The organism is Microbacterium xylanilyticum, from assembly GCF_054654695.1.
Window position 1 is genome coordinate 3,119,578 of sequence record NZ_BAAIEN010000002.1, and the last position, 22,174, is coordinate 3,141,751.

Genomic DNA, 22,174 nt, shown 5'->3' on the forward strand with positions numbered 1-22,174 from the left:
CCTCCCCATCACCGCGCGGAGCCCCCGGATCCCGCTCCGCGTCGTCGCACCATTCTAGGGATCCGCGCGTCCCGGCGCTCGGCGACGGCGACCGGTGCCGAGGGCTCGCCGCCGGAGTCCTACGGCGCGGAGCCGCCGCCGAGGAGGGGCCTCCGATGTTCTAGCATGGCGACGTGCGCGTCGCGATGTCGTCCTACCGGTTCAACCACGAAGGCGGAATCGAGCGCGCCTCGTACGAACTGGCCACGCGTCTCGCCGACGAGGTCGACTTGACACTCGTCGCGACCGACGTCTCCCCTGCTCCGGCACCGCCGCTGCACTGGAAACCGATCGAGGCGCGTTCGCGGCCCGGGTTCCTCATCCCGATGACCTATTCGGCGGCGGCGAGCGATCAGATCCGCTCCGACGGATTCGACCTCACCCACAATCAGGGTGCCTGCGCACTGCGCAGCCAGGACGTCATCACCGCGCACAGTTGTCATCGCGCCTGGTGGGGCATGAAGTTCCGCAACGGCGAAGCCGCCCGCGCTCTGCTCAACCCCCATCACCAAGCGGTGCTGCACGTCGAGCGCCGCAACTACCGCCCCGGCGCGTATCGGCACGTCATCGCGGTCTCGCACGGCGTCGGGCGCGAACTGGCGACGCACTACGGTGTACCCCCGAGCGCATCACCGTGATCCCCAACGCGGTGGACGCCGCGAAGTTCCAGCCGGCGGACGCCGCCGACCGCCGCGCCCGTGTGCGCGCACGGCACGGCCTGCGCGACGAGGACGTCGTGCTCCTCTTCGTCGGCAAGGAGTTCCGCCGCAAGGGACTCGCGCCGCTCATCGACGCGCTGGCGCTGCTGCCGAGCCACGTCCGAGTGCTCGTCGTCGGCGGCGACGACCAGGACCCGTTCCTCGCGCAGGCGCGACGGCTCGGCGTCGCGGACCGCGTCGTGTTCGCCGGGCACTCCGCGGCCGTCGAGGACTACTTCCAGGCCGGTGACGTGTTCGTGTTCCCGACGCTGTACGAGGCGTTCGCCCTGGTCACCCTGGAGGCCGCCGCCGCGGGGCTTGCGCTGGTGACGACCCGGGTGAACGGGACGGAGGATCTGGTGGTCCCCGGAGAGAACGGGTTCTTCGCCGCCCGCGACGGGGCGGGCCTCGCCCACGCGCTCACCCCGGTCGTGCAGAACGCGGAGCTGCGCGCGCGCCTGGGTGCGCGGGCCCGCAGGGACGCGTCGGCGTACACCTGGGACGCCGCCGCGCGAGCGACGCTCGACGTGTACCGCGAGGTGCACGCGGAGAAGCGCGCGAACCTCAGCTGAAACGGCGCCGGTACCGGACGGGTCCCTCCCAGAAGATGCGCAGCCGCCGGCGCGCACCGGCTCGGCGTTCGCCGCGCAGCAGCGGGATCCGGATCGCGGCGCCGACGATCATCGCGACGCGGAACGAGAACCAGCCCGGTGCGCCCGCGTGCTTGCGCTGGTAGGTCTCGGTGCTCGCGAAGAAGAGCGCCTCGCGCAGCAGTTCGTTCCCGCTGGTGCCGCCGCCGACATGGGTCGCCTCGACCGCCGCGACCTCGATCCGCCATCCTCCCGCGACGGCGCGCTTTTGCCAGTCCACCTCCTCCGCGTACAGGAAGAAGCGCTCGTCGAACATCCCCACCCGGGCGATCGCCTCGGCGCGCAGCAGCAGCACGGATCCGATCGCGAAGCCGTGCGCCCGATCCCACCGGCCGAGACCGACCGCATCCATCCAGGCCCGCCACGGCGTCGGGAACGGCCACCACACCCGTGCCGGGTGTCCGTCCGGGTCGGTCTGCGTCGCCCCGACCGCCGCGATGCCGATGTCGGCGCGCAGCACGGCGCACATCCGCTCGACCTCGCGGCCGGGGATCCGCGCGTCCGGATTCAGCAGCAGCACGTCGTCGCCGGCGAGGCCGCGTTCCGCGAGCGACCGCAGCGCCGCGTTCACGCCTCCGCCGAAGCCGAGGTTCCGGCCGGGGTCGAGGTAGACCGCGCCGTGCCGCTGCGCCAGCTCCCGGGTGCGGGCCGAGGAGGAGTTGTCGACGATGGTGACGGAGAACCCCCCGCCCAGCGCGTCCACGGCGCCGGCGAGCATGTCCGGGTCGCCGTACGCGACCGCGACCACCTGCGGCGGGTGACCGCCGCGGCCGCCGTCCCGGGCGGTCGTGTCCGCGTAGAACCGCTGCTGCTGCTCCGCCACGCGCTCCCAGGTGAACTCCGCGGCGCGCTCCAGGCCCTCGGCGCGCAGCGCCCGCCACCGGTCCGGATCGAGCGCCTCGTCCACCCCGGCGGCGAGGGCGTCGGGGTCGTCCGGCGGTACGAGCACCCCGGCTCGATCCACCACGTCGGGGATCGCGCCGGTGCTGCTGGCGACGACGGGGACGCCGGAGGCCATCGCCTCCACCGCCACCCGGCAGAACTGCTCGCGCCACCCCGGCCAGGGCAGCGAGGGGACCACGACGACGTCGAGACGGCGGTACGCCTCCGCCAGCGCCGCACCCTGCGCGAACCCGCGGAACGAGACCCGATCCTCGATCCCGAGGTCCGCGGCCAGGCGCTGCAACTCCTGCCGCTGCGGGCCGTCCCCGGTGATCTCGACCCGCCATCCGTCGCGCAGGGCGGCGCTTCGCAGCAGCACCGACACGCCCTTGTTCGGCTCGAGCCGCCCGACGTAGCCGATCACCGGGACATCCGAGGGGGTGTCCCGCGGACGCGGGGAGAAGTCGGCCATGTCGACCCCGAGCGGGATCAGCACCGCGGGACCGCGCAGTCCCTTCCGCTCCAGGATCTCGCCGGCCTCGCGGTTGCAGACGTACGCCCCCGCCGCCCCGCGCAGCGCCCAGCGCTCGAACCAGCGGAACGGCACCGGATACCGCTTGTCGAGGTTCTGCGCCGAGTACAGCACGTAGGGGGCGCGCACCCGCCGCACGGCCCGGAGCAGCAGCACCTCGGCCGTCGCCAGGGAGAACGGCTCCTCATGCAGGTCGATGAGATCCGGCCGGGATCCGAGCGCCCGCCAGAGCGGCCGCGGGTCGTAGAGGAAGGCGTTGGGATGCGTGCCGACGGTGTTCGCCACGGTCACGAAGTCGTCGCCCTCCGCCGCGAAGGCCACCGGGCGGCCGCCCTCGTTCCACCGCCGGGCGGAGACCAGCGACACGTCCTCGCCCAGACGGCGGAGCTGCCGCTCCCGCTCGCGCCACGGCGTCACCACGCCGTGGTGCGCGATCCGCAGCACCTTCATCGCCCGCCTCCCTCGCTCGGATCCCGACCCGCCGGATCCTGCCCCGCCGGATCCCGAACCGCCGGATCCCGACCCGCCGGATCCTGCCCCGCCGACCCCGCACCCGCGGGACGCTCCCGGCGCCGCAGCCGACGCGCCAGCCCGTCGACGAACCCCCGCGGCGCCGTGCGGGCGGCCCAGAGCAGCTCCGCGGTCGCCGTACCGGGGTGCCCTGCGGCGAGCGCCGACCGGGCGGCTCGGCCGGCCGCCCACCAGGCGAACCGGTCGTTCTTGCGCAGGCTCTCCTGGAGGGCCGCGACGAGCGCGGCGTCGTGGTCCTCCTGCGCGGCCGCGCGGTGCAGCCGCAGCACGCGGTCGATGCCGCGCACGAGCGCCCGATGCCGTCGCGTGGTGTTGGCATCGTGCGTGCGGTAGTCCACGAGCGCACGCGGTTCGAAGACGAACGCCCCGTGCTCGGCGAGCCGCAGCACCAGGTCGAGGTCTTCGGCGAGACGGATCCGGGAGTGGAATCCGCCGACCGCCGCGAACGCATCGGCGCGGATCAGGACGTTCGGCAGCAGGATCCCGGTGCGACGTCGAGCGACGTCGAGGCGGCCGGCGACGGCCACCTGGTCGGCCTCGCCGAGCACCCGGCCGCGGGCATCGATCGTGCGCATGCCGCAGTAGACGAGCACGGCGTCGGGTCGGGCCTCGAGCCGCGCCACCGCGGCGGCGATGCGGTCGGGATCCCAGCGGTCGTCGTCGTCCAGGAAGGCGAGGTGGCGTCCGGAGGCGAGGGCGGCGCCGACGTTGCGGGCGACGCTCGCACCGGAGTGGTCGAGGCGGACGATGCGAGCCCCGGGGACCTCCTCGGCCGCCGCCGCCACCGCTTCCGGCCGGGGGGATCCGTCGTCGACGACGATCACCTCGACGGCGGGGTGGGTCTGCTCGCGCACCGAGGCGAGGGCCTCGCGGAGGAACTCCCCGGCCCGGTTCGTCGCGATCACGACGCTGACCAGCACGGACGACTCAGCCATGAGCGCTCCGCGCCGATCCGGCGGTGCGCTGCAGCGACGCGTACAGGCGTGCGTAGCCGGCGGCGACCCCCTCCCAGGTGTAGTCGGGTGCCCGGTCCCGTCCCGCGGCGCCCAGGGCGCGTGCACGGGCCGGATCGGCCAGGATCTGCGCGAGCCGGGCCGCGAAGCCCGGCGTATCGGCGGGATCGACGAGGATGCCGTCCACGCCGTCCCGGATCAGCTCCGCGGGGCCGCCGTGGTCGGTCGCGATCACCGGGATCCCGGCGCGCCACCCCTCCAGCACGACGATGCCGAAGGACTCCATCCTGCTCGGAACCGCGAGGACCGCGGCATCGGCGGCGACCGAGACGATGCCGGCACGATCCAGCCGTCCGGTGAACACGACCCGATCCGCGAGGCCGAGACGCCCGGCCTGCGCCCGCAGGTCCGCACCGGCCGGGCCGTCCCCCGCGAGGACGATGCCCACGTCGGCGGGGAGCCCCGCCTGCGCGAACGCCTCCAGCAGGAGATCGAACCCCTTGGTCTCGACCAGGCGTCCGATCCCCAGCACGTAGCGCGCCGGGAGACCGGGAATCCGGGGGCCGGATGCCTCGCCCAGGTCCACGCCGTTCGAGATGATCGCCGCGGCCCCCTCGCGCAGCCCGAACCGGTCCACCAGATCGCGGGCGACGGGGGCGGAGACGACGGTGACGGCGTCGGCGCGGCGCAGGGCCCGGCGCAGCGCCGCCCGCAGCAGCGCCGACCGCGCGAACACGTCGTCGGCGTCGGCGGACGTCTCGCCGTGGCTGGTCACGATCAGGCGCCGCCCGAGGGAGGCCGGGAGGGCCCAGGCCCCGTTCGGTCCGAAGCACTGCACGTGCAGGATCCGCGGACGATCCCGTGCCAGTGCGGCGGCCCAGCGGACGGCGGCGACGGGGCCGCGCCAGGCGAAGGAGAGCAGCGCACGCGGCGTGCGCGCGGGCATCGGGCAGGGCAGCACGCGCACCGGCACGCCGTCGACGGCCGTCGGGACCTCGTCGCCCTGATCGACCGTCCAGACCGCGACGTCGACGCCCTGAGCGCGCAGTCGCGCGGCCACGTGCCGGACGTGCTCCTCGACCCCGCCGACCCGCGGCAGGAACGAGCTCGCGATCAGCACGACTTCTGCCACGACGCCCCCAGCTCTCGATACGCTCTCATCGTGGGCCGATCCGCCCCGCCACGCAACCGGAGGTCGCGTCACCATCAATATCACATTCGCGACCTCGGCCACGGCGGCGCCGATGGGACAGCAGGTCTACGAGGAGGAGCTCATCGCCCGCGCCCCCGCGGCGCTCGGCGACGCGGCGCGGGTGCGGCGCACGATCGCGCGATCGCTGCGCTCCCCGCTGCCCGGAACGGTGCGCCTGCCGACCTGGATCACCGGCCGGGCGCCGACCGCGGTGCGCCGGGTCGTGGGGGCCGCGATGTACCCCGGGGCCGACGTCGTGCACCGGATGGGGCTCGGACTCCCGCCTGCCCGGGTGCCGGAGATCATCACGATCCACGACACGGTCGCCTGGCGGTTCGACGACGAGTCCGCGCCCGAGCCGTTCGCCGCCGCCGAACTGCGCCGGGCCGCGGCGGTGGTCGCGCCGTCGCAGTTCTCGGCGGACGATGCGGCGGAGTTCCTCGGGCTGCAGCGCGTGCACGCCATCCCGAACGGCGTCGACTCCCGCTTCCTGGACGCCCCCGCTCTCTCCGCGGCGCGCCTGCAGGAGCTGGGCGTCACCGGACCGTACGTGCTGCACGCGGGCGGCGCCTCGAAGCGCAAGAACCTCGACGCGCTCGCGCAGGCGTGGCAGCGGGTCGCCTCGGCCCGCCCCGACGTGACGCTCGTGCTGTCCGGCCCCGCCCACCCGCGTCGCACCGCGCTGTTCGCACCGCTCCCCCGCACCGCACTGATCGGCCGGGTGCCGTCCGAGGACGTTCCCGGGCTGGTCGCCGCGGCATCCGTGGTGGTGGTGCCCTCGCTGCACGAGGGGTTCGGCCTTCCCGCCCTCGAGGCGATGGCCGCGGGCACCCCGGTCGTCGCGGCGCGCACCAGCGCACTGCCCGAGGTCGTCGGCGAGGGCGGCATCCTCGTGGAGCCGACGCCGGACGAGATCGCCCAGGGGATCCTGTGGGCCCTCGAGCACGACGCGGGTGTCGCGGCGCGCGTGCAGACTGGCCGGATCCGCGCGGCCGAATTCACCTGGGAGCGCAGCGCGCGGGCGCACGCCGAGCTGTGGCGATCCGTCGTCCGCTGAAATTCCGCGACGGCGGTCGCGCACAACCGATATGTTCGTACCCGTGGACATGTGGGGTGATTCCGCGATCTCCGTGCGGGGACTGGGAAAGACGTATCGGCTGGGTGCCATGGGCGAACGCCCGTCGACGGCAGCCGGCGCCGCCGTGCAATGGCTGCGCAACACCGGCAAGGCGAAGTACACGCTCTTCGACGCCCTCAACGACGTCGACTTCGACATCCCGCACGGCGAAGCCGTGGGCATCGTCGGACGCAACGGCGCCGGCAAGTCCACCCTGCTGAAGCTCCTCACCCGGGTGACGGCGCCCAGCCGCGGGCGCATCGAGCTGGACGGTCGGATCGGATCCCTGCTCGAGGTCGGCACCGGCTTTCATCCCGAGCTCACGGGCCGCGAGAACATCTATCTCAACGGCGCCATCCTCGGCATGACCCGCAAGGAGATCCAGCGCCGCTACGACGAGATCGTCGCGTTCTCCGGGATCGAGAAGTTTCTCGGCACCCCGGTCAAGCGGTACTCGTCGGGCATGTACGTGCGCCTGGCGTTCTCGGTCGCCGCGCACCTGGACACGGAGATCCTCGCGATCGACGAGGTGCTCGCCGTCGGCGACGCCGAGTTCCAGCGCCGCTCGATCGCGAAGATGCGGGAGGCCGCCAGCGGCGGACGCACCGTGCTGTACGTCAGCCACCAGCTGCAGACCGTGCAGGCGCTGTGCACCTCGGCGATGCTGCTCGATCGCGGGTCGCTGGTGTACTCCGGCACGGTCGACGGCACCCTCGACGCGTACCGCAACAGCTTCGAGAAGTTCGCGCTCGCCCAGAGCGACCCGGCGAACCGGCCCGGCAACGGCCGGCTGCGCATCGGAGCGGTGTCGATGGGCGACGAGTTCGTGAAGTCGGGCGACGACTTGGTGATCGACTTCGAGGCGCCACGCGCCGACGACCTGATCGGCACGTACTTCGTCTCGGCCCACATCAACAACGATCAGGGATCCGTGATCGCGCAGTGCGACTCGCGCCTGGTCGGCAAGTGGTTCGATCCGGACGAGCCGCAGCGGGGGCGGCTGGTCATCCGCGGGCTCTGGCTCAAGCCCGGCGAGTACACCGTGGACTTCTACGCCTGCCAGGCGGGCGTGCTGGACGCCTGGGAGGGCGCCTGGCGCTTCGAGGTGCTGCCGGATCTGCCGTATCCCGAGTTCACGGAGTCGTCCGGCACCGAGAAGGGTCTGGTCTTCGTGGACTTCGACTATGAGGGGGCCTGACATGGACGACGTTCGCGAGCACATCGTCATCACACCCCCCGGGCGCCTGAACATGCCGCCCTGGCGGGACATGTGGCGCGCCCGCGAGGTCGCGGTGCGGCTGGCGCAGCGCGACATCATCGTGCGCTACCGGCAGACGATCTTCGGTTTCGCCTGGGTCATTCTGCAGCCACTCGTGGGGGCCGGGATCTTCACGATCGTGTTCGGCGTCATCGCGGGCCTGTCGACCGGCAAGATCCCGACGTTCCTGTTCACCCTGGCGGGGATGCTCGCCTGGAACCTGTTCAGCGGCTCGCTGAACCGCGCCTCGTCGTCGATGGTGAGCAACCAGGCGCTGGTGCAGAAGGTGTTCTTCCCGCGCGCGCTCGTGCCCCTGTCGAGCCTCGCGTCCCTCGTCGTGGACTTCGCCGTCGGCCTGGTCCTCGCGATCGTCCTGCTGTTCGCGTTCGGCATCAACCCGGGCTGGCCGGTGCTGCTGCTGCCGGTGTGGGTGCTGCTGATGCTGCTGATCGGCACCGGGATCGGCCTGGCCGCCGCCGCGTACATGGTGAAGTACCGCGACGTCGGCTATGTGCTGCCCTGGGTCGTGCAGATCCTGCTCTACGCGAGCCCGGTCGCCTACGCCCTGTCCGCGGTGCCGAACAGCATCCGCTGGCTGTTCGACATCAACCCGGCCACCTGGTTCCTGGAGAGCTTCCGGTGGTCGCTGCTGGGCACCGAGGCGCCCCCGACCTGGCAGGTGCTCGCCCTTGTGATCGCCGCGCCCGTCATCTTCTTCCTCGGGCTGCTGATCTTCCAGAAGAACGAACGCGAGTTCGCGGACTACATCTGATGCGCGTCACCGCCTACGTCCTCGTCGCCGACCCGGCGTTCCTGCGCGAGAGCATCCGCGCCTATTACGACCGGGTCGAGCGGATCGTGCTCTCCTATGATGAGACGTCGACGTCCTGGACCGGCACGCCGCTGCCGGTGGCCGAGTGCCTGCGCCTCATCGAGGAGGTCGACCCCGACGGCAAGTGCGTGCACGCCCCGGGCCGGTTCGCCCGGACCGATGAGCACCCGCTCGACAACGACACCTACCAGCGCCAGAGCGCACTGGATGTCGCGTCCGAGAGCGCGGACTGGGTGCTGCAGCTCGACACCGACGAGGTCATGCTGGATCCGGATCGGTTCTTCGCCGCTCTGGAACGCGCGGACGCCACCGGGACCTCGGGCATGGACTACCCCGCCCGCTGGCTGTACGCGCGCGTCGGCGATGACCGGTTCCTGGAGGCGAGCTCCCGATTCTGGCGGGCCCGCGCCGGTTTCCCCGGCCCACTCGCCGTGCGCGCGGGGACCCGGCTGGTGCACGCGCGGCAGGCCGAGGTGCCGCTGTACCGCGTGGACTTCCGACCGCAGAACACCGACCCCTCGCATCATCGCGACTCGGTGGTGCACGCGACCGTGCCGCTCAGCTCCGGCGTGGCCCACTACTCCTGGGTGCGCGACGACGAGACGATGCGCCGCAAGTTCGGCTGGTCCGGGCACACCGCCGACTACTCGAAACCCGAGGTGTACCGGCGCTGGGCGTGGCGGCAGCGGCACCCGCTGCCCACGATCGCGACGACCCCGTTCCGCCGCGACGACTGGTTCCGGATCGCTCAGGTCGGCCCGCGACAGGGGGGGCTGTCGTGAGCCTGTCCGTGAGCGTCGTGGTGGCGACCTATGGCAGGCCGGAACACGTGCGGACGTGCCTCACCCGCCTCGCCGCGCTGAATACGCCGCCGCTCGAGGTCGCGGTGGTCGACGGGTCCCCGGACGATCGCACCACCCGGATCGTTCGCGACGAGTTCCCGGAGGTCGCGTATCTGCGCAACGAGCTGGGGCGCGGCACCACCGCGGAGTCCCGGCAGATCGGGTTCGCCGCCACCTCCGGCGACATCATCGCGTTCGTCGACGACGACGCCTTCGCAGAGCCCGACTGGCTCGACGAGCTGATCGCCCCGTATGCGGATCCGCAGGTCGTCGGCGTCGGGGGTCGCGCGCTCAACGGCATCTCCGGCGAGGAGAGCGCCGGGACCGACCGGATCGGGCTGCTGCTGCCGGACGGCCGGCTCACCGGCAACTTCGCCGCCGACCCGGGCCGGGTGATCGAGGTCGACCATCTGCTCGGCGCCAACATGTCGTTCCGGCGCAGCGCGATCGAGGCGATCGGGGGGATCCACGGCAACTACCCGGGCACCTGCCTGTGCGAGGAGTCGGACATCTCGCTGCGGCTGAAGCGCGACGGCGGGATCCTGGTGTTCGCGCCGCGCGCGCTCGTGCACCACCTGGGGGCGCCCTACGGGATCGGCGGCGCGCGGTTCGACCGGCGCTGGCTCTACTACTCGCGGCGCAACCACATCGTCATGCTCGCCCGGGTGTACGGCTGGCGGGATCCGATCATCGGCCGTTATGCGCGCGTCGCCCTGCGCGAGCAGCGGCCGTACTTCGCGCTGGCCTGGCGGCGGCTGCTCGGGCGGGATCCGAACACGGGCGCCTCGCCGCGCGCCCGTGCCACCGCCGTGGGACCGCTCGCCCGGTCCGCGGCGGAGCTCGGCGGGCTCGCAAGCGGATTCCCGTCCGCCGCGATCGCGCGCCGCAGGGATCGTCATGCCGACTGAACAGCTGACCGCAGCCGCCGCGGTCGCCCCGCCCACGACCTCGGTCAGCGTGATCGTCGCCACCCGGGGTTCCGCCCGACTTTCCGCCTGTCTGGCGGCGCTGTTCTCCCAGGCGACCACCGCCGACGAGGTCATCGTCGTCGACGCTCGGGGCAGCCTCGCGGCGCCCGCCCGGATCACCGACGTGCCCGGCGTGCGCATCATACGGCGCGATCCCGCGCCCTCCCTCGCCGACGCGCGCCTCGCCGGCGCCGTCGCCGCGACCGGCGACGTGCTCGCGCTCGTGGACGATGAGCTCGTCGTCGACCCGGACTGGCTCGACCACCTCCGCGAGACGTTCGCCGACCCGCGTGTCGTGGCCGCGGGCGGCCGTGTCCGCGAGGGCCGTGACGGCGAGGCGGCGCTCGGCGTCGGAGACATCGGCCGGCTCCTGCCGAACGGCGAGCTGACGCGGAACTTCGCGGCGGACCCCGGCCGGACGATCGAGGTCGACCACCTGCCGACCGCGAACTTCGCCGTCAGACGGGCGGCGTGGGATGCGGTCGGCGGCCTGGACGTGCGATTCCCCGACGCTGGCCGGTTCGCCGAGACGGATCTGGCGCTGCGCCTGGCGCGGGCCGGCGGACGGCTGCTCTTCGTCCCCGCCGCCGCCGGCTCGCTCCCCGACGCCGAGAAGCGCCCGTACGGACGGTCGGATCCGCGAGCGCTGTACCTCCGGCGCCGATGCCATGCGGCGATGCTCGCCGGCGTGGCGGGCCCGTTCGCCCCGATCGTCCGGCACTACGCCGCGACGACCGTGCGCGCGCAGCGGATGCGCCTGGTCGAGGCCGCGATGCTGACCACTCCGTACTGGGGCCGGGCCGACGGCACCCGGCGGCCGCTGCGGCGACGCCTGGACGCTCCGCTCCCCCTCGGCTATGCCGTGGCGGAGATCTCAGGCCTGATCGCGGGGATCGTCGCCGGCAGACGGCACCGGAACGGCCGTCCGGCGCACGAGTCGGCGGTTGTCGCATCATGACGGTGTTCTGCCAGAATGGGGTGTTCTGCCAGAATGGACGGTCTGGGGGCCTGCGACCGTCGACTCGAGGGAACGAGCGGTGAGAGCGGCGCGGGCGCAGTGACGGACACGCAGGGGAGCGCACGAGCCGTGATACGAGAGACCGATGCCGCCGGCGGATCCGACCCGGTCGCGTCCTTCCTGCCGTCCGTGGCCGGATACCGCTGGGACCCGAACCGTCACGTCTTCGAGCACCGATACGATCGCGATCTCCAGCTGATCGCCATCTGGTCGCGGGCACGGGTCGAGGAGCAGCGGATCCTCGACCTGGTCGCGGACGAGTTCCAGGTACTCGCCCGCTACGAGGTGCATTGGACGCCGGAGCGCGTCGAGAACAACTTCGAGCGCCTCTACGCGACCGGTGTGGGGCTCGGCTCGTTCAAGGGCGAGGACGCCGGCGTGGGTCCGTTCATCCTGGTGATCGCAGAGGATCTGGATCCGGTCTACCAATACCGGCGCAACGTGTCCGGCTTCCTGGAGGTGACCAACGTGCGCGTCGCGCGCGTGAAGCGCACCGCGCGGGAGCTGGTGGGCGGGTACAGCGTGCACTCCAGCAACGGGCTCGCCGAGTTCTTCCGCGACGCGACGCTGCTGCTCGGCCCCGGTCGCCTGGACGCGCTGCTCGCGCGCGACGCGCCGGGCACGCCCCCGCCGATCGAGCAGCTGAACGCGGATCTTGTCGGCGCCGACGGCTGGGCGGACTTCGACGAGGTCGTACAGGTGCTCCGCCGCACCGTCGAGTACGTCGTCCTGCGCAACTTCGACGGCCTCCCCGGCCTGCTCGACACCGACCCCGAGATCGATGTCCTGGCCCGGGATCAGCTCGACTTCGCGGCGGTCGTGAACGCCGCGAAGGTGCACCCGGACTCCGGTGCGGCCTTCCGGACGACCGTCGGCGGCCGTCCCGTCGTCTTCGACGTGCGATGGGTCGGAGACGGCTATCTGGACGCCCGCTGGCAGGACCGGATCCTCGCGCACAGAGAGGTTCCGCAGGACGCCGTTGCGCGGCCCCGCCTCGACGACCACTTCTTCTCCCTGCTGTATCACGCGAAGATCCAGAAGCCCCAGGTCAAGCCCGCCTATGTGAAGCTCCTCGCGAGCCTCGCCGGGGAACTTGACCTGCCCGCGGACCTCACCGACCGCGTCACGGAGGATGGGGTGGCCGCGGCGGCGCTGGACGGGTACCTGAGCGGCAGTGGCTTCATCGTGCCGCAGCCGGACGACGAGGACGTGCACCGCAACGCCGCGTTCACCGATCTGCTGCGGATGTCCACCGTGGCCCCCGACGCGGATCAGCTGGTGCGCAGGCAGCTGTGGCGCCGCGCGCGCTACTCCCGCGTCGGATCCTGGGCGGCGGAGTCCGACCGTATGCGTGCCGCGATGCGCGGGCTGCGGCGGCTGCGGCGGGGTCCCGCTTCCGACGCCGCAGCCGCGCCGCAGCGCGGCTTCGCCGCCAACATCCCTCCCGCCGACAGCCCTCCCGCCGACAGCACCGGTCAGCCGCCGTCGGCTCCGATCGGGCGCCCTCCGCGGACCACCGAGGGCCGCACCCTGCTGAGCCGGGTCCGGGGGCGGATCGCGCTGGTACGTCGCTACCGCGTGCCCGTGTTCAGCCACTTCGCCAAGGACACCGAGACGAGCGCGACGGTGTTCCTGACCGTGAAGGGACAGCCCCTCGTCGGCAAGTACTTCACCGGCAGTCCCCGCGCGCGGGCGGAGCTGCGTGCGGAGCGACGCAGCTGGGAGCTGTTCCGCGACCGGCCGTGGCGGATGCCGGTGGCCCGGTGGCGGCGGCGGAGCATGCTGGTGCGACGGCTTCCGGACGATTCCCGGCTGGACGTCCGGGCCCGCAGCATGAACGATCAGGAGCGCCTGGACATCGCGGTCTGGGCGCTGGACGTGCTGCTGGACATCTACCTCGCGGGCTATCTGCACGGCGACCTGCAGCCGCACAACGTCTGGTACCTGGACGGCCGCCCCGTCGTCACGGACTGGTCGACGTTCGCCCGCCGCAGCGCGGACGTCCCGTTCCTGGAGTCGGCCGATCTCAGCGGCTACGACCCCGCGTACGAGGGCCGTTTCGATCCGGCGTTCGACCCGGTGGATCGCTGGTCCTTCCAGAACGCGGTGGGCGTGACGAGCGACGAGGCCGTGGCGGCATTGCGCGCGCGGCTGGTCCGAGCCGCCGAGCACTCCGCGTACGCACGCGAGCGCCTGGACATCCTGGACGGACGCAGCACGGCGGTGCGCCCGGTCCCCGGCGACGACGGGTACGACCGATGAGCGTCCTGGTGCGGCCCGGCGTCATCGAGCAGGCGGCTCCGCCGGCCGGGGACTTCCGCTCCCGAGCCGTCGCGGGCGGGCGCATCCCCGCGTGGCTGTACCGCTCCTGTGGGGTGTACTGCGCGGACACGACGGTTCCGGCCCTGGCGCTCACCTATGACGACGGCCCGGATCCGGCATCGACGCCGGGCGTGCTCGACATGCTGGAGCGCCACGGCGCCCCCGCGACGTTCTTCGTGCTCTCCGACCACGCCGCCCAGCACCCGGAGATCGTGCGCCGGATCGTCGCCGATGGCCACGAACTGGCACTGCACGGCGCCGACCACCGGTCGCTGCTGACGATGTCCACGGCGCAGGCCCGGCGCACGCTCCGCGAGGCGCGCGACGTCGTGGAGCAGATCTCGGGCCGCCCGATCCGCCTCTACCGCCCACCATATGGCCGGCACACGGCGGCCCAGGCGCGGATGATCCACCGGATCGGCATGCGGATGGTGATCTGGTCGGGTGTCGCGGACGACTGGATCGATGCGCCGGCGGCAACCGTCGCCCGCAAGGCGATCGCGCGGATCTTCCCCGGTTCGATCCTGCTGCTGCACGACACCCGTGCAGACCCGGAGACGCTGCAGCCCGGCGAACGACTGCCGACCTTCGATCGCGCAGAGGTGCTCGATCGGATCCTCTGCGCCGCATACGAGCAAGGCTTCCTCCCCCAGACGGTCTCGGGCCTCCTCGACCGCCATCCGCCTGTCCACAGCATGACCCGAGAAAGGATGCGTACGCCATGACCGACGGCCGACTCGCCGCACGCGCGATCGCGTTCTACCTGCCGCAGTACCACCCCATCGCCGAGAACGACGAATGGTGGGGACCCGGATTCACCGAGTGGACCAACGTCGCGAAGGCGCGGCCGATGTTCCCCGGGCACAACCAGCCGCACATCCCCGCCGATCTGGGCTTCTACGACCTGCGCCTCGCCGAGTCGCGCCAGGCCCAGGCAGAGCTCGCCGCCGCGCACGGCGTCGAGGCGTTCTGCTACTGGCACTACTGGTTCGGCGGCGGCGTGCGGATCCTGGAGCGCCCATTCAACGAGGTGCTCGCCAGCGGAAGCCCCTCGCTGTCGTTCTGCCTGGGCTGGGCCAACGAGACCTGGTCGGGTGTCTGGCACGGCGCCCCCAATCGCGTGCTGCGGGAGCAGAAGTATCTGGGTCCGGAGGACGATCAGCGCCATTTCGACGCGATCTTGCCCGCGTTCCGCGACGACCGCTACTTCCGCGTCGACGGGAAGCCGGTGTTCTACGTCTACCGCCCGCACCTGCTGCCCGACGCGAGCGCGTTCGTGGGCCGCTGGCAGAAGATGGCGCGCGCGGCGGGCCTGGACGGGCTCTACCTCGTCGCGGAGATCACCGACAGCTTCGGGCGGTGGATGCCGTACACCCGGGCGATGGAGGACGGCTTCGATGCCGGGGTGCACCTGCAGCATCCGGCGGACACCCAAGGCCCCCGCGGGTTCGCGATGCGGGTGATGCGCAAGCTCCGCCAGCTCGAGGTGTATCCGTACTCGACGCGGCAGGAGTTGTGGGACAAGGTGCGGGCCAACCCGGGCTGGCTTCCCGCGGTGGTCCCGAACTGGGACTCGACGCCCCGCTCCGGACGCCGCGGCATCGTGCTCACCGGATCCCGTCCGGACAAGTTCGCGCAGAACGTCGCCTCCGCCGTCTCCACGCTCCAGGACCGCCCGCCGCAGGAGCGGCTGCTCTGGCTGAAGTCGTGGAACGAGTGGGCGGAGGGGAACTACGTCGAACCCGACCAGGAGTTCGGCCACGGCTGGCTCGAGGCGCTGCGGGAGGGGCTGACGGCGCGTGCCCGCTGAGCCCGCGCCGGCGCCTTCGGCGTCGGTCGTGATCCCCGCCTACAACGCCGCCGGTACCCTGGCGGAGCAGCTGGAGGCGTTGCGCGGGCAGGACGCGGACCAGGGCTTCGAGGTCTTGGTCTGCGACAACGGCTCCACGGATCGGACCGCGGACGTGGTGCGCGAATGGCTGCCGACGATGCCCGGACTGCGTCTCATCGACGCGTCGGCACGGCGCGGCGCCTCGGCCGCCCGCAACATCGGAGCGGCCGCCGCCGCGTCCGACGTGCTGCTGTTCTGCGACGCGGACGATGTGGTCGACGCCTCCTGGGTGGCGCGGATGGCGCCGGCCGTTGTGGAGCACGGGTTCACCGCCGGCCTCATGGAGCATGCGGTGCTCAATCCGCGCGCCCCCTGGGACGGCGGATGGGTGGAGCCCACGTACCGCGAGGGATTCCTGCCCTGGCTGCCCGCGGTCGGATCCGGGAACATGGGCGTGCGCCGGGACGTCTTCGACTCGGTGGGAGGGTTCGACGAGACCCGGCCGAGCGGGGAGGACGCGGATCTCAGCTGGCGTCTGCAGCTCGCGGGCCAGCCCGTCTTCTCGGTCTGGGACGCCGTCGTGCACGTGCGCAAGCGCACCGGGGTGCGTACGACCGTCCGCCAGGGCTTCGCCAAGGGCACGGCGGTTCGCCAGCTCCAGCACGACTACGCCCTGGTCGCCGACGCCCTGTCGGCGGCGGCTGCGGCGGCGGCAGGGGCCGCGCCGGCGGCAGAGGCCGCGCCGACGGTGGCGGAGCCTTCCGGATCCCCGGCGCGACCCGATCGTCTCGGTCGGCTGCGGCGTGCACCCCGCCGCGCCCTCCGGATCCTCCGCAATCCCGGCGAGCTGCTCCGCGAGACCGGCGAACTCGCATCCTGGGCGGGATACCGCTTCGGCCGCATCGACGGGACGCGCTCTCAGATCGTCCCGGGAGATGTCTCGGGACTGATCTGAGGCGTCGAGTGGGCCCTTATCGCGTGGCCAGGCCCGCGATCTCGGATGCGGTGAGTGCCCGGTTGTAGACCCCGACCGAGTCGAGCGCGCCGGTGAACGGATAGCCGCCCGAGGGCTGATCGGCGAGGGTCAGCGCAACGGTGTTCGCCGCGACCGAGGCCGGCCCCGCGGCCTGCGCGACCAGGGCGCCGTTCACGTACAGCATCATCGTCCTTCCGTCGTAGGTGGCCGCCAGGTGCACCCATGTGCTGCCGTCCGCGACGACCGCCGTGGGGGCATTGACCCGGTAGGTGTCGCCCGAGGTCGCCTGATTCACGCGAAAGAACGGCTTGCCCGTCGAGGACAAGGACAGCTCGTATCCGTCGGTGACGCCGAAGTCCGCCTTCTTCACCAGGTACTGCGTACTCGCCGCGCCGGGGCGCACCCAGGCCGACACCGTGAGCGCACCGGTGAGCCGGAGCGAGGCACTGTCGGGGACGGACACCCGCCCGGTGCCGTCGAACAGGAGCGCTCCCCCGGACACCCCAGCGACGCGCTGCACGCCACCGCTCATGGTGCCGCCGTTGCCCTGGCCGGAGGTGTCGAGCACCGCGGTTCCGGAGGCCTCATCGAACGCCCACAGCCCGACCGCACCCGGCAGCGATGCCGGGGCCGGAGTCGGCGTGGGAGTCGGTGTCGGCGTGGGAGTCGGTGTCGGCGTCGGCGTGGGGGTCGGCGTCGGCGTGGGAGTCGGTGTCGGAGTCGGTGTCGGAGTCGGGGCCGGAGTCGGCGTGGGAGTCGGCGTGGAAGTCGGAGTCGGAGACGGAGACGGAGTTGGAGACGGAGACGGAGTCGGAGTCGGAGTCGGCGTCGGCGATGTGGATGCCGGCTTGCCCGCGTAGACGTTCGCGATCTCCGCGGTGGAGAGCGCCCGGTTGTAGACCCGCGCGTCGTCCAGGGCGCCCTTGAACGGGTAGCCGCCACCGGCCTGATCCCCGAGCACGAGCGCCAGCCCGTTCGCCTTCACGGACCCCGGCCCCGCGGCCGTCGCCACCTGCACGCCGTTGACGTACAGGCGCAGCGTCGTGCCGTCGTACACGCCCGCCAGATGCACCCAGGTGGCGCCATCGGCCGCGATCGCCGTCGGGGCGTTCACCCGGTACGTATCGCCGGACGTCGCCTGGTTGACCCGGAAGAACGGCTTGCCCGTCGAGGACAGCGACAGCTCGTAGCCGTCGGTCGCGCCGGTCGTCGCCTTCTTCAGCAGGTACTGGGTCGCCGTCTGGCCCGCCCGTGCCCACGTGGAGACCGTGAACGGACCGGTGACCTCGAGCGTCGGACTGTCGGCGAACGTGACGTGGCCCGTCGACCCGTCGAAGGACAGCCCCCCGCCGAACTTGCCGGTGACGTGCTGGACGCCGCCCGAGGCGGTTCCGTTGTTGCCGCTGCCGGACGCGTCGGCGACCGCGGTGCCCGACGACTCATCCATGCCCCACAGCGCCACGGCACCCGGGTCCGTCGGAGTCGGAGTCGGAGTCGGCGTGGGCGTCGGCGACGGAGTGGGCGTCGGCGTCGGCGTCGGCGTGGGCGTCGGGGTCGGCGTCGGACCGCCGGCGAGCGCTGCGACGTCCGACGCGCTCAGCGCACTGCCGAACACGGCGACGTCGTCGACACCGCCCTGGAACGCGTAGGTGCCGCTGGGCTGCCCGCCGATCGTGAGCGGCAGCGCATTGGTCGCGATGCCGCCGGCAGGTCCCGCCCCCGACGCCGCGAGCACGCCGTTGACGTAGAGCTTCATCGTGGTGCCGTCGAAGGTCGCCGCGAGGTGCGTCCAGGTGGTCCCATCGGCCGGGATCGCCGCCGCCGCATTCACCCGGTACGTGCTCCCCGAGGTCAGCTGGTTGACGCGGAAGAACGGCTGCCCGGTCGAGGCGAGGCTGAGCTCGTACCCGTCGGTGGCGTCCGTCTCGGCCTTCTTCACGATGTACTGGGTGCCGGTCTTCTCCGGCTTCACCCACGCGGAGATGGTCAGGTTGCTGGGGCTGAGCGCGGGCTCATCGGGGATGCTCACCTGCCCGGATGCCCCGTCCAGGCGCAGCGCCTTGCCGGTCACACCGGTGATCCAGGTGCCGTTGCCCTTCAGAGTTCCGGCGTCGTGCCATATCGACTGGTCGGCGACGTTCGTGCCGGTTCCGTCGTCCATGCCCCAGCTGCCGGCCAGCCGCTGCGCATTCGTGACGCCGACCGTGACCGTCCCCGGTGCGGACCATGGTCCGGTCCCGGTCCTGGACTGGAAGGTGAACGAGTCCACGCCGGTGTATCCGGCGGCCGGCGTGAAGGTGAACGAGGTCGGCGTCGGGAACGTGACGGTTCCGTGCGCGGGGGCGGTCGCGACCTGCGAGCTGGTGACGGTGCCGCCCGAGACGTTGAGGTTCGCCGTCACCGCGTTGCCCGTCGTGGTGATCGCCGTGGAGTTGCCCGTCGTCGGCGCGCCGGGCACCGTCCACTGCAGGGTCGTCACTCCCACGGTGCTGGCGCCGCCGGCGGCGACCATCACCGCACCCGGCGAATTGGCCTTCGTGCTGGTGACGTTGTTGTGACCGCCCGTCATCGCGACCGTGGCGGGCTGGGAGAAGTCAGGTGCACTGAGCGACGTCGTCTTCATCATGATGTCGTCGAGGTACTCCGTCGCGGTATACAGCACCCGCAGCGAGTCGGTCGCCTCGTCGATCAGCACGATCGGACGCGTCGGCTGATCCGTTCCGGCCGGGTGCACGGCCACGACGCGGAACGGGTCCCAGGTGCCGTTCGGGTGGCGCACCATCAGCCCGAGGCTGGGATAGCCGGCCGTGTCGTACGACGTCTTGACGGCGGCGTAGAGCGTGCCGTTCGAGCTGACCTTCACGTTGATGTGGTCGTCAGCCAGCCCGCGGCCGATGCTGAGTCCGGGCGAGTCGGGGTATTCCACCGCCGTCCAGGACGCGGGGTCGGTGCCGTCGGCATGCGTGCGGAACGAGTATTTCGTGCTGTTCTGGTTCGAGAACAGCACGCCGATCGCGTTCGGCAGGGTCACGACGGCCGACTGGTCGCCGACCTCCACTCCGGACGCGATCGTGACGGGCGCCGAGAACGACGAGTACGGCGCATCCGCCCAGTACTCCAGCACGTTCGACCCGTCGCCGGAGGAGAGCCACATCCGGCCGGTCGAGTCGAGAGCGATGGTCGCCGTCTCGACGTTGGACAGGGTCGAGGGCAGCATCGTGGGCGCCGGGCGGGTCGCCCACGGCACGTAGGTGTTCGTGGCGGAGTCGTACTGCACCGAGATCAGCTGAGGCGCCACGGATCCAGGAGGCGGAGTCGGCGGCGTGCTGATCCCGTCGAAGAACGCGGAGGAGGATCCGTGGATCAGCACGTGCACCACGTCGCCGACCTGCAAGGTGTCGGCTTCGACGTCGGTGTTGGTCGTCAGCTGGGTGACGGCGGACCAGCCGGTGGGATCCTGCCGCCAGATCCAGGTCCCCGCGGGAGTCGTGCTGGACGAGGGGATCACGGCCCACCAGGCGCCGTGCGCCTGCCACAGCTTCGACTGCGGCTTCTGCGCCGTCGTGCCGACCAGCGGGATCTCCGGCGCGATGTAGGGCTCTGCCGAGGGCGTCTGGGTCGTGGTCGGGACCGTCTGCCAGGACAGCACCACGAGCCCGGCGGTCGGCGCGGTCTGCGTGGACGCCGCCTGCACGCTGTAGGTGGTCCCGGCCGTGGTCGGAACCACCACGGATTGACCTGCCACACCGGTCGCGACCACGGTTCCGGTCGGCGACCCCTGACGGACCACGAGCTTGACCGGGACCTCGGATCCGGGAGACGAGAAGCTCACCGTGGCGTCCGCCGGCGCCGTCCACGACCACCACAGCGACGGCACGGCGATCTTCTGCAGCTTCGAGGACTTCGGGAAGTTCGGCAGGATGTCCTGCCCGTTCGCGCCGCCGATCGACTTCGCGTCCCGCGAAGAGGACTGCGGCACCGGGTTCGGATCCGACGTCTCGCCGGGGTCCGGCATGCCGGGGACGAGACTGGCGGCATGCACCTGTCCCGCCGTGGTGCCGCCCATCAGCGCGAAGACCAGCGCCGACACGGCCAGCGCACCGACGAGCGACAGGCTCATCCAGGTGTGTACCCGCGACGGCCGTCGCTTCCCAGGACGCGATGGCACGTCGGACTTGTTCGCGTCGGACCTCTTGCGGTCGCTCGCACGCCGATCAGGCATATCCCCTACCCCAACTCAGTGCCCCACACACCGACGCACCATCATATCGCGTCGCGGGGTGTTTCAGACAGGGTCTTCTTTCGCGGATTCCCTGCGGAACGGCGGGACTCGTCCCAGACGCGCGCGACCACGGTCGCGGCCCGCTCGATCGGGAATCGCTCGCGGGTCTGCGCACGGGCGATCGCGGCCATCTCGGTGGTCTCCGCAGCGTGATCGAGGGCCCACCCGATCGCCGCGGCGAGCGCGACCGGATCCCCGGGCGCGACGAGGAGTCCGCACGCACCGCGGCGCACGCCGGGCGCGATCGGCGCGGTCGTGCCATCGGGCGCGAGGATCTCCGGGACCCCGCCGGCGTCCGTGGCGATCACGGGGACACCCGCGGCCATCGCCTCGATCACGACCTGTCCGAACGGCTCCGGGATCGGCGATGCGTGCACCAGCAGACGCAGCTCCCGCAGCGCCCGCCCCGGATCGTCGACCCATCCGACCCATTGCACGGCATCGAGCGCCGGGGTCCGGCGGGTGCGATCGCGCAGTTCCCGCTCGACCGCGCCGTCCTCGAACAGCGCCGCACCGACGATCCGGCAGTCCTCATGGCGACCCTGCGCCGCGAGGAGTTCCATCGCGTCCAGGAACTGCCGCTGCCCCTTCGTCTCGCTGACCCGCCCGACCATGCCGATCGACCCCGTGGCACCGTCAGGACGGGGATCCTCGAACGCCGATTGCGTCAGGCCCGGGTACGCGACGACCACGCGGCGCCCGCGACTCCCGCCCAGAGTGGCTGCGGTCGCCTCCGAGTTCGCCACGACCCGGTGCGGCCCGATCCGTGCCAGCGTTCTCAGCGCGAGCACCAGCGGCCGCGCCAGGTAGTCGGATGCGAGCCGGTCGTGGAGGTGCCACACCCAGGGCCGGCCGACGGACGCGAGCCCGGTGATCACCGCCGCCTTCAGCGAATTGGCGACTACGACGTCGGCGCGCTCCCGGGCGATGACGGCACGCAGGCGCCGGGCGAGGCGCAGCGAACGGGCGGCGTTGCGCGTCATTCCCCTGGCCGCAGCGGCGTCGGCACGCGTGACCCGGCTGATCCCGCCGGACTCCAGCAGGACGACCGGAATGCCGCGGGAGACCAGTTCGCGCTGCAGTGCTCCGGGGGCGAACACGCACACGATCACGTCGAAGCGCTCCGGATCCATCGCACCGATCAGGCGCAGCAGCGCGATCTCCGCGCCGCCGATCTCCGCGGCGTGAGTGACGATAAGCACACGACTGGGGGCCCGCACCCTCGGACTATACAGCCCGCACGCCCGAGAT

17 protein-coding genes are annotated in these 22,174 nt (G+C 72.2%); 12 read left to right on the forward strand and 5 right to left on the reverse strand.

Annotation, left to right across the window (positions count from 1 at the left end; genetic code table 11):
* Positions 1-173: 173 nt before the first annotated feature.
* Entirely contained in the window at positions 174-677 is a 504-nt protein-coding gene (locus tag ACYQ1L_RS15595) for a glycosyltransferase (protein ID WP_460004967.1), read from the forward strand.
* Positions 674-1,309, forward strand: coding sequence for a glycosyltransferase family 4 protein (locus ACYQ1L_RS15600; protein WP_460004968.1), 636 nt, complete (start codon positions 674-676; stop codon positions 1,307-1,309). The genes ACYQ1L_RS15595 and ACYQ1L_RS15600 overlap by 4 nt, the downstream gene beginning before the upstream one ends.
* On the opposite strand, the gene ACYQ1L_RS15605 is transcribed toward ACYQ1L_RS15600, so the two are convergent.
* The 3 genes from ACYQ1L_RS15605 to ACYQ1L_RS15615 are packed head-to-tail and all read right to left on the reverse strand — an operon-like array spanning position 1,302 to position 5,417.
* Positions 1,302-3,251, reverse strand: coding sequence for a glycosyltransferase (locus ACYQ1L_RS15605; protein ID WP_460004969.1), 1,950 nt, complete (start codon positions 3,249-3,251; stop codon positions 1,302-1,304). The two genes, ACYQ1L_RS15600 and ACYQ1L_RS15605, sit on opposite strands and share 8 nt — an antisense overlap.
* The gene (locus ACYQ1L_RS15610) at positions 3,248-4,267 is read right to left on the reverse strand and encodes a glycosyltransferase family 2 protein (RefSeq protein WP_460004970.1); all 1,020 of its coding nucleotides are present in this window, start codon (positions 4,265-4,267) and stop codon (positions 3,248-3,250) included. Before ACYQ1L_RS15610 ends, ACYQ1L_RS15605 begins: the two co-directional genes overlap by 4 nt.
* A complete protein-coding gene (locus ACYQ1L_RS15615) occupies positions 4,260-5,417 on the reverse strand; it encodes a glycosyltransferase family 4 protein (RefSeq protein WP_460004971.1) in 1,158 nt (385 codons plus the stop codon). The genes ACYQ1L_RS15610 and ACYQ1L_RS15615 overlap by 8 nt, the downstream gene beginning before the upstream one ends.
* A 112-nt stretch (positions 5,418-5,529) precedes the next feature.
* Between ACYQ1L_RS15615 and ACYQ1L_RS15620 the strand changes: the two genes are divergently transcribed.
* The 10 genes from ACYQ1L_RS15620 to ACYQ1L_RS15665 all read left to right on the forward strand — a co-directional run bounded on the left by ACYQ1L_RS15620 (position 5,530) and on the right by ACYQ1L_RS15665 (position 16,620).
* Positions 5,530-6,534, forward strand: coding sequence for a glycosyltransferase family 4 protein (locus ACYQ1L_RS15620; RefSeq protein ID WP_460004972.1), 1,005 nt, complete (start codon positions 5,530-5,532; stop codon positions 6,532-6,534).
* 109 nt (positions 6,535-6,643) lie between these two features.
* A complete protein-coding gene (locus ACYQ1L_RS15625) occupies positions 6,644-7,792 on the forward strand; it encodes an ABC transporter ATP-binding protein (protein ID WP_460004973.1) in 1,149 nt (382 codons plus the stop codon).
* A gap of 1 nt (position 7,793) precedes the next feature.
* Positions 7,794-8,624, forward strand: a complete 831-nt coding sequence (locus tag ACYQ1L_RS15630) for an ABC transporter permease (protein WP_460004974.1) — start codon at positions 7,794-7,796, stop codon at positions 8,622-8,624.
* On the forward strand, positions 8,624-9,466 hold the full coding sequence (locus tag ACYQ1L_RS15635; protein ID WP_460004975.1) for a glycosyltransferase family protein: 843 nt from the start codon (positions 8,624-8,626) through the stop codon (positions 9,464-9,466). Before ACYQ1L_RS15630 ends, ACYQ1L_RS15635 begins: the two co-directional genes overlap by 1 nt.
* Positions 9,463-10,434 (forward strand): glycosyltransferase family 2 protein, encoded by a 972-nt coding sequence (locus ACYQ1L_RS15640; RefSeq protein WP_460004976.1) that lies wholly within the window; start codon positions 9,463-9,465, stop codon positions 10,432-10,434. The genes ACYQ1L_RS15635 and ACYQ1L_RS15640 overlap by 4 nt, the downstream gene beginning before the upstream one ends.
* Entirely contained in the window at positions 10,424-11,452 is a 1,029-nt protein-coding gene (locus ACYQ1L_RS15645) for a glycosyltransferase family 2 protein (RefSeq protein WP_460004977.1), read from the forward strand. The genes ACYQ1L_RS15640 and ACYQ1L_RS15645 overlap by 11 nt, the downstream gene beginning before the upstream one ends.
* Before the next feature lie 129 nt (positions 11,453-11,581).
* Positions 11,582-13,774 (forward strand): RIO2 family protein, encoded by a 2,193-nt coding sequence (locus ACYQ1L_RS15650; protein ID WP_460004978.1) that lies wholly within the window; start codon positions 11,582-11,584, stop codon positions 13,772-13,774.
* Entirely contained in the window at positions 13,771-14,559 is a 789-nt protein-coding gene (locus tag ACYQ1L_RS15655; RefSeq protein WP_460004979.1) for a polysaccharide deacetylase family protein, read from the forward strand. The genes ACYQ1L_RS15650 and ACYQ1L_RS15655 overlap by 4 nt, the downstream gene beginning before the upstream one ends.
* Positions 14,556-15,644: a glycosyltransferase WbsX family protein gene (locus tag ACYQ1L_RS15660; protein ID WP_460004980.1), complete on the forward strand. Its 1,089-nt coding sequence runs from the start codon at positions 14,556-14,558 to the stop codon at positions 15,642-15,644. The genes ACYQ1L_RS15655 and ACYQ1L_RS15660 overlap by 4 nt, the downstream gene beginning before the upstream one ends.
* Positions 15,634-16,620, forward strand: coding sequence for a glycosyltransferase family 2 protein (locus ACYQ1L_RS15665; protein ID WP_460004981.1), 987 nt, complete (start codon positions 15,634-15,636; stop codon positions 16,618-16,620). The genes ACYQ1L_RS15660 and ACYQ1L_RS15665 overlap by 11 nt, the downstream gene beginning before the upstream one ends.
* A 16-nt stretch (positions 16,621-16,636) precedes the next feature.
* On the opposite strand, the gene ACYQ1L_RS15670 is transcribed toward ACYQ1L_RS15665, so the two are convergent.
* Entirely contained in the window at positions 16,637-20,761 is a 4,125-nt protein-coding gene (locus ACYQ1L_RS15670) for a LamG-like jellyroll fold domain-containing protein (protein ID WP_460004982.1), read from the reverse strand.
* A 143-nt stretch (positions 20,762-20,904) separates the two neighbouring features.
* Positions 20,905-22,143: a glycosyltransferase gene (locus ACYQ1L_RS15675; RefSeq protein WP_460004983.1), complete on the reverse strand. Its 1,239-nt coding sequence runs from the start codon at positions 22,141-22,143 to the stop codon at positions 20,905-20,907.
* Between the last annotated feature and the right edge of the window lie 31 nt (positions 22,144-22,174).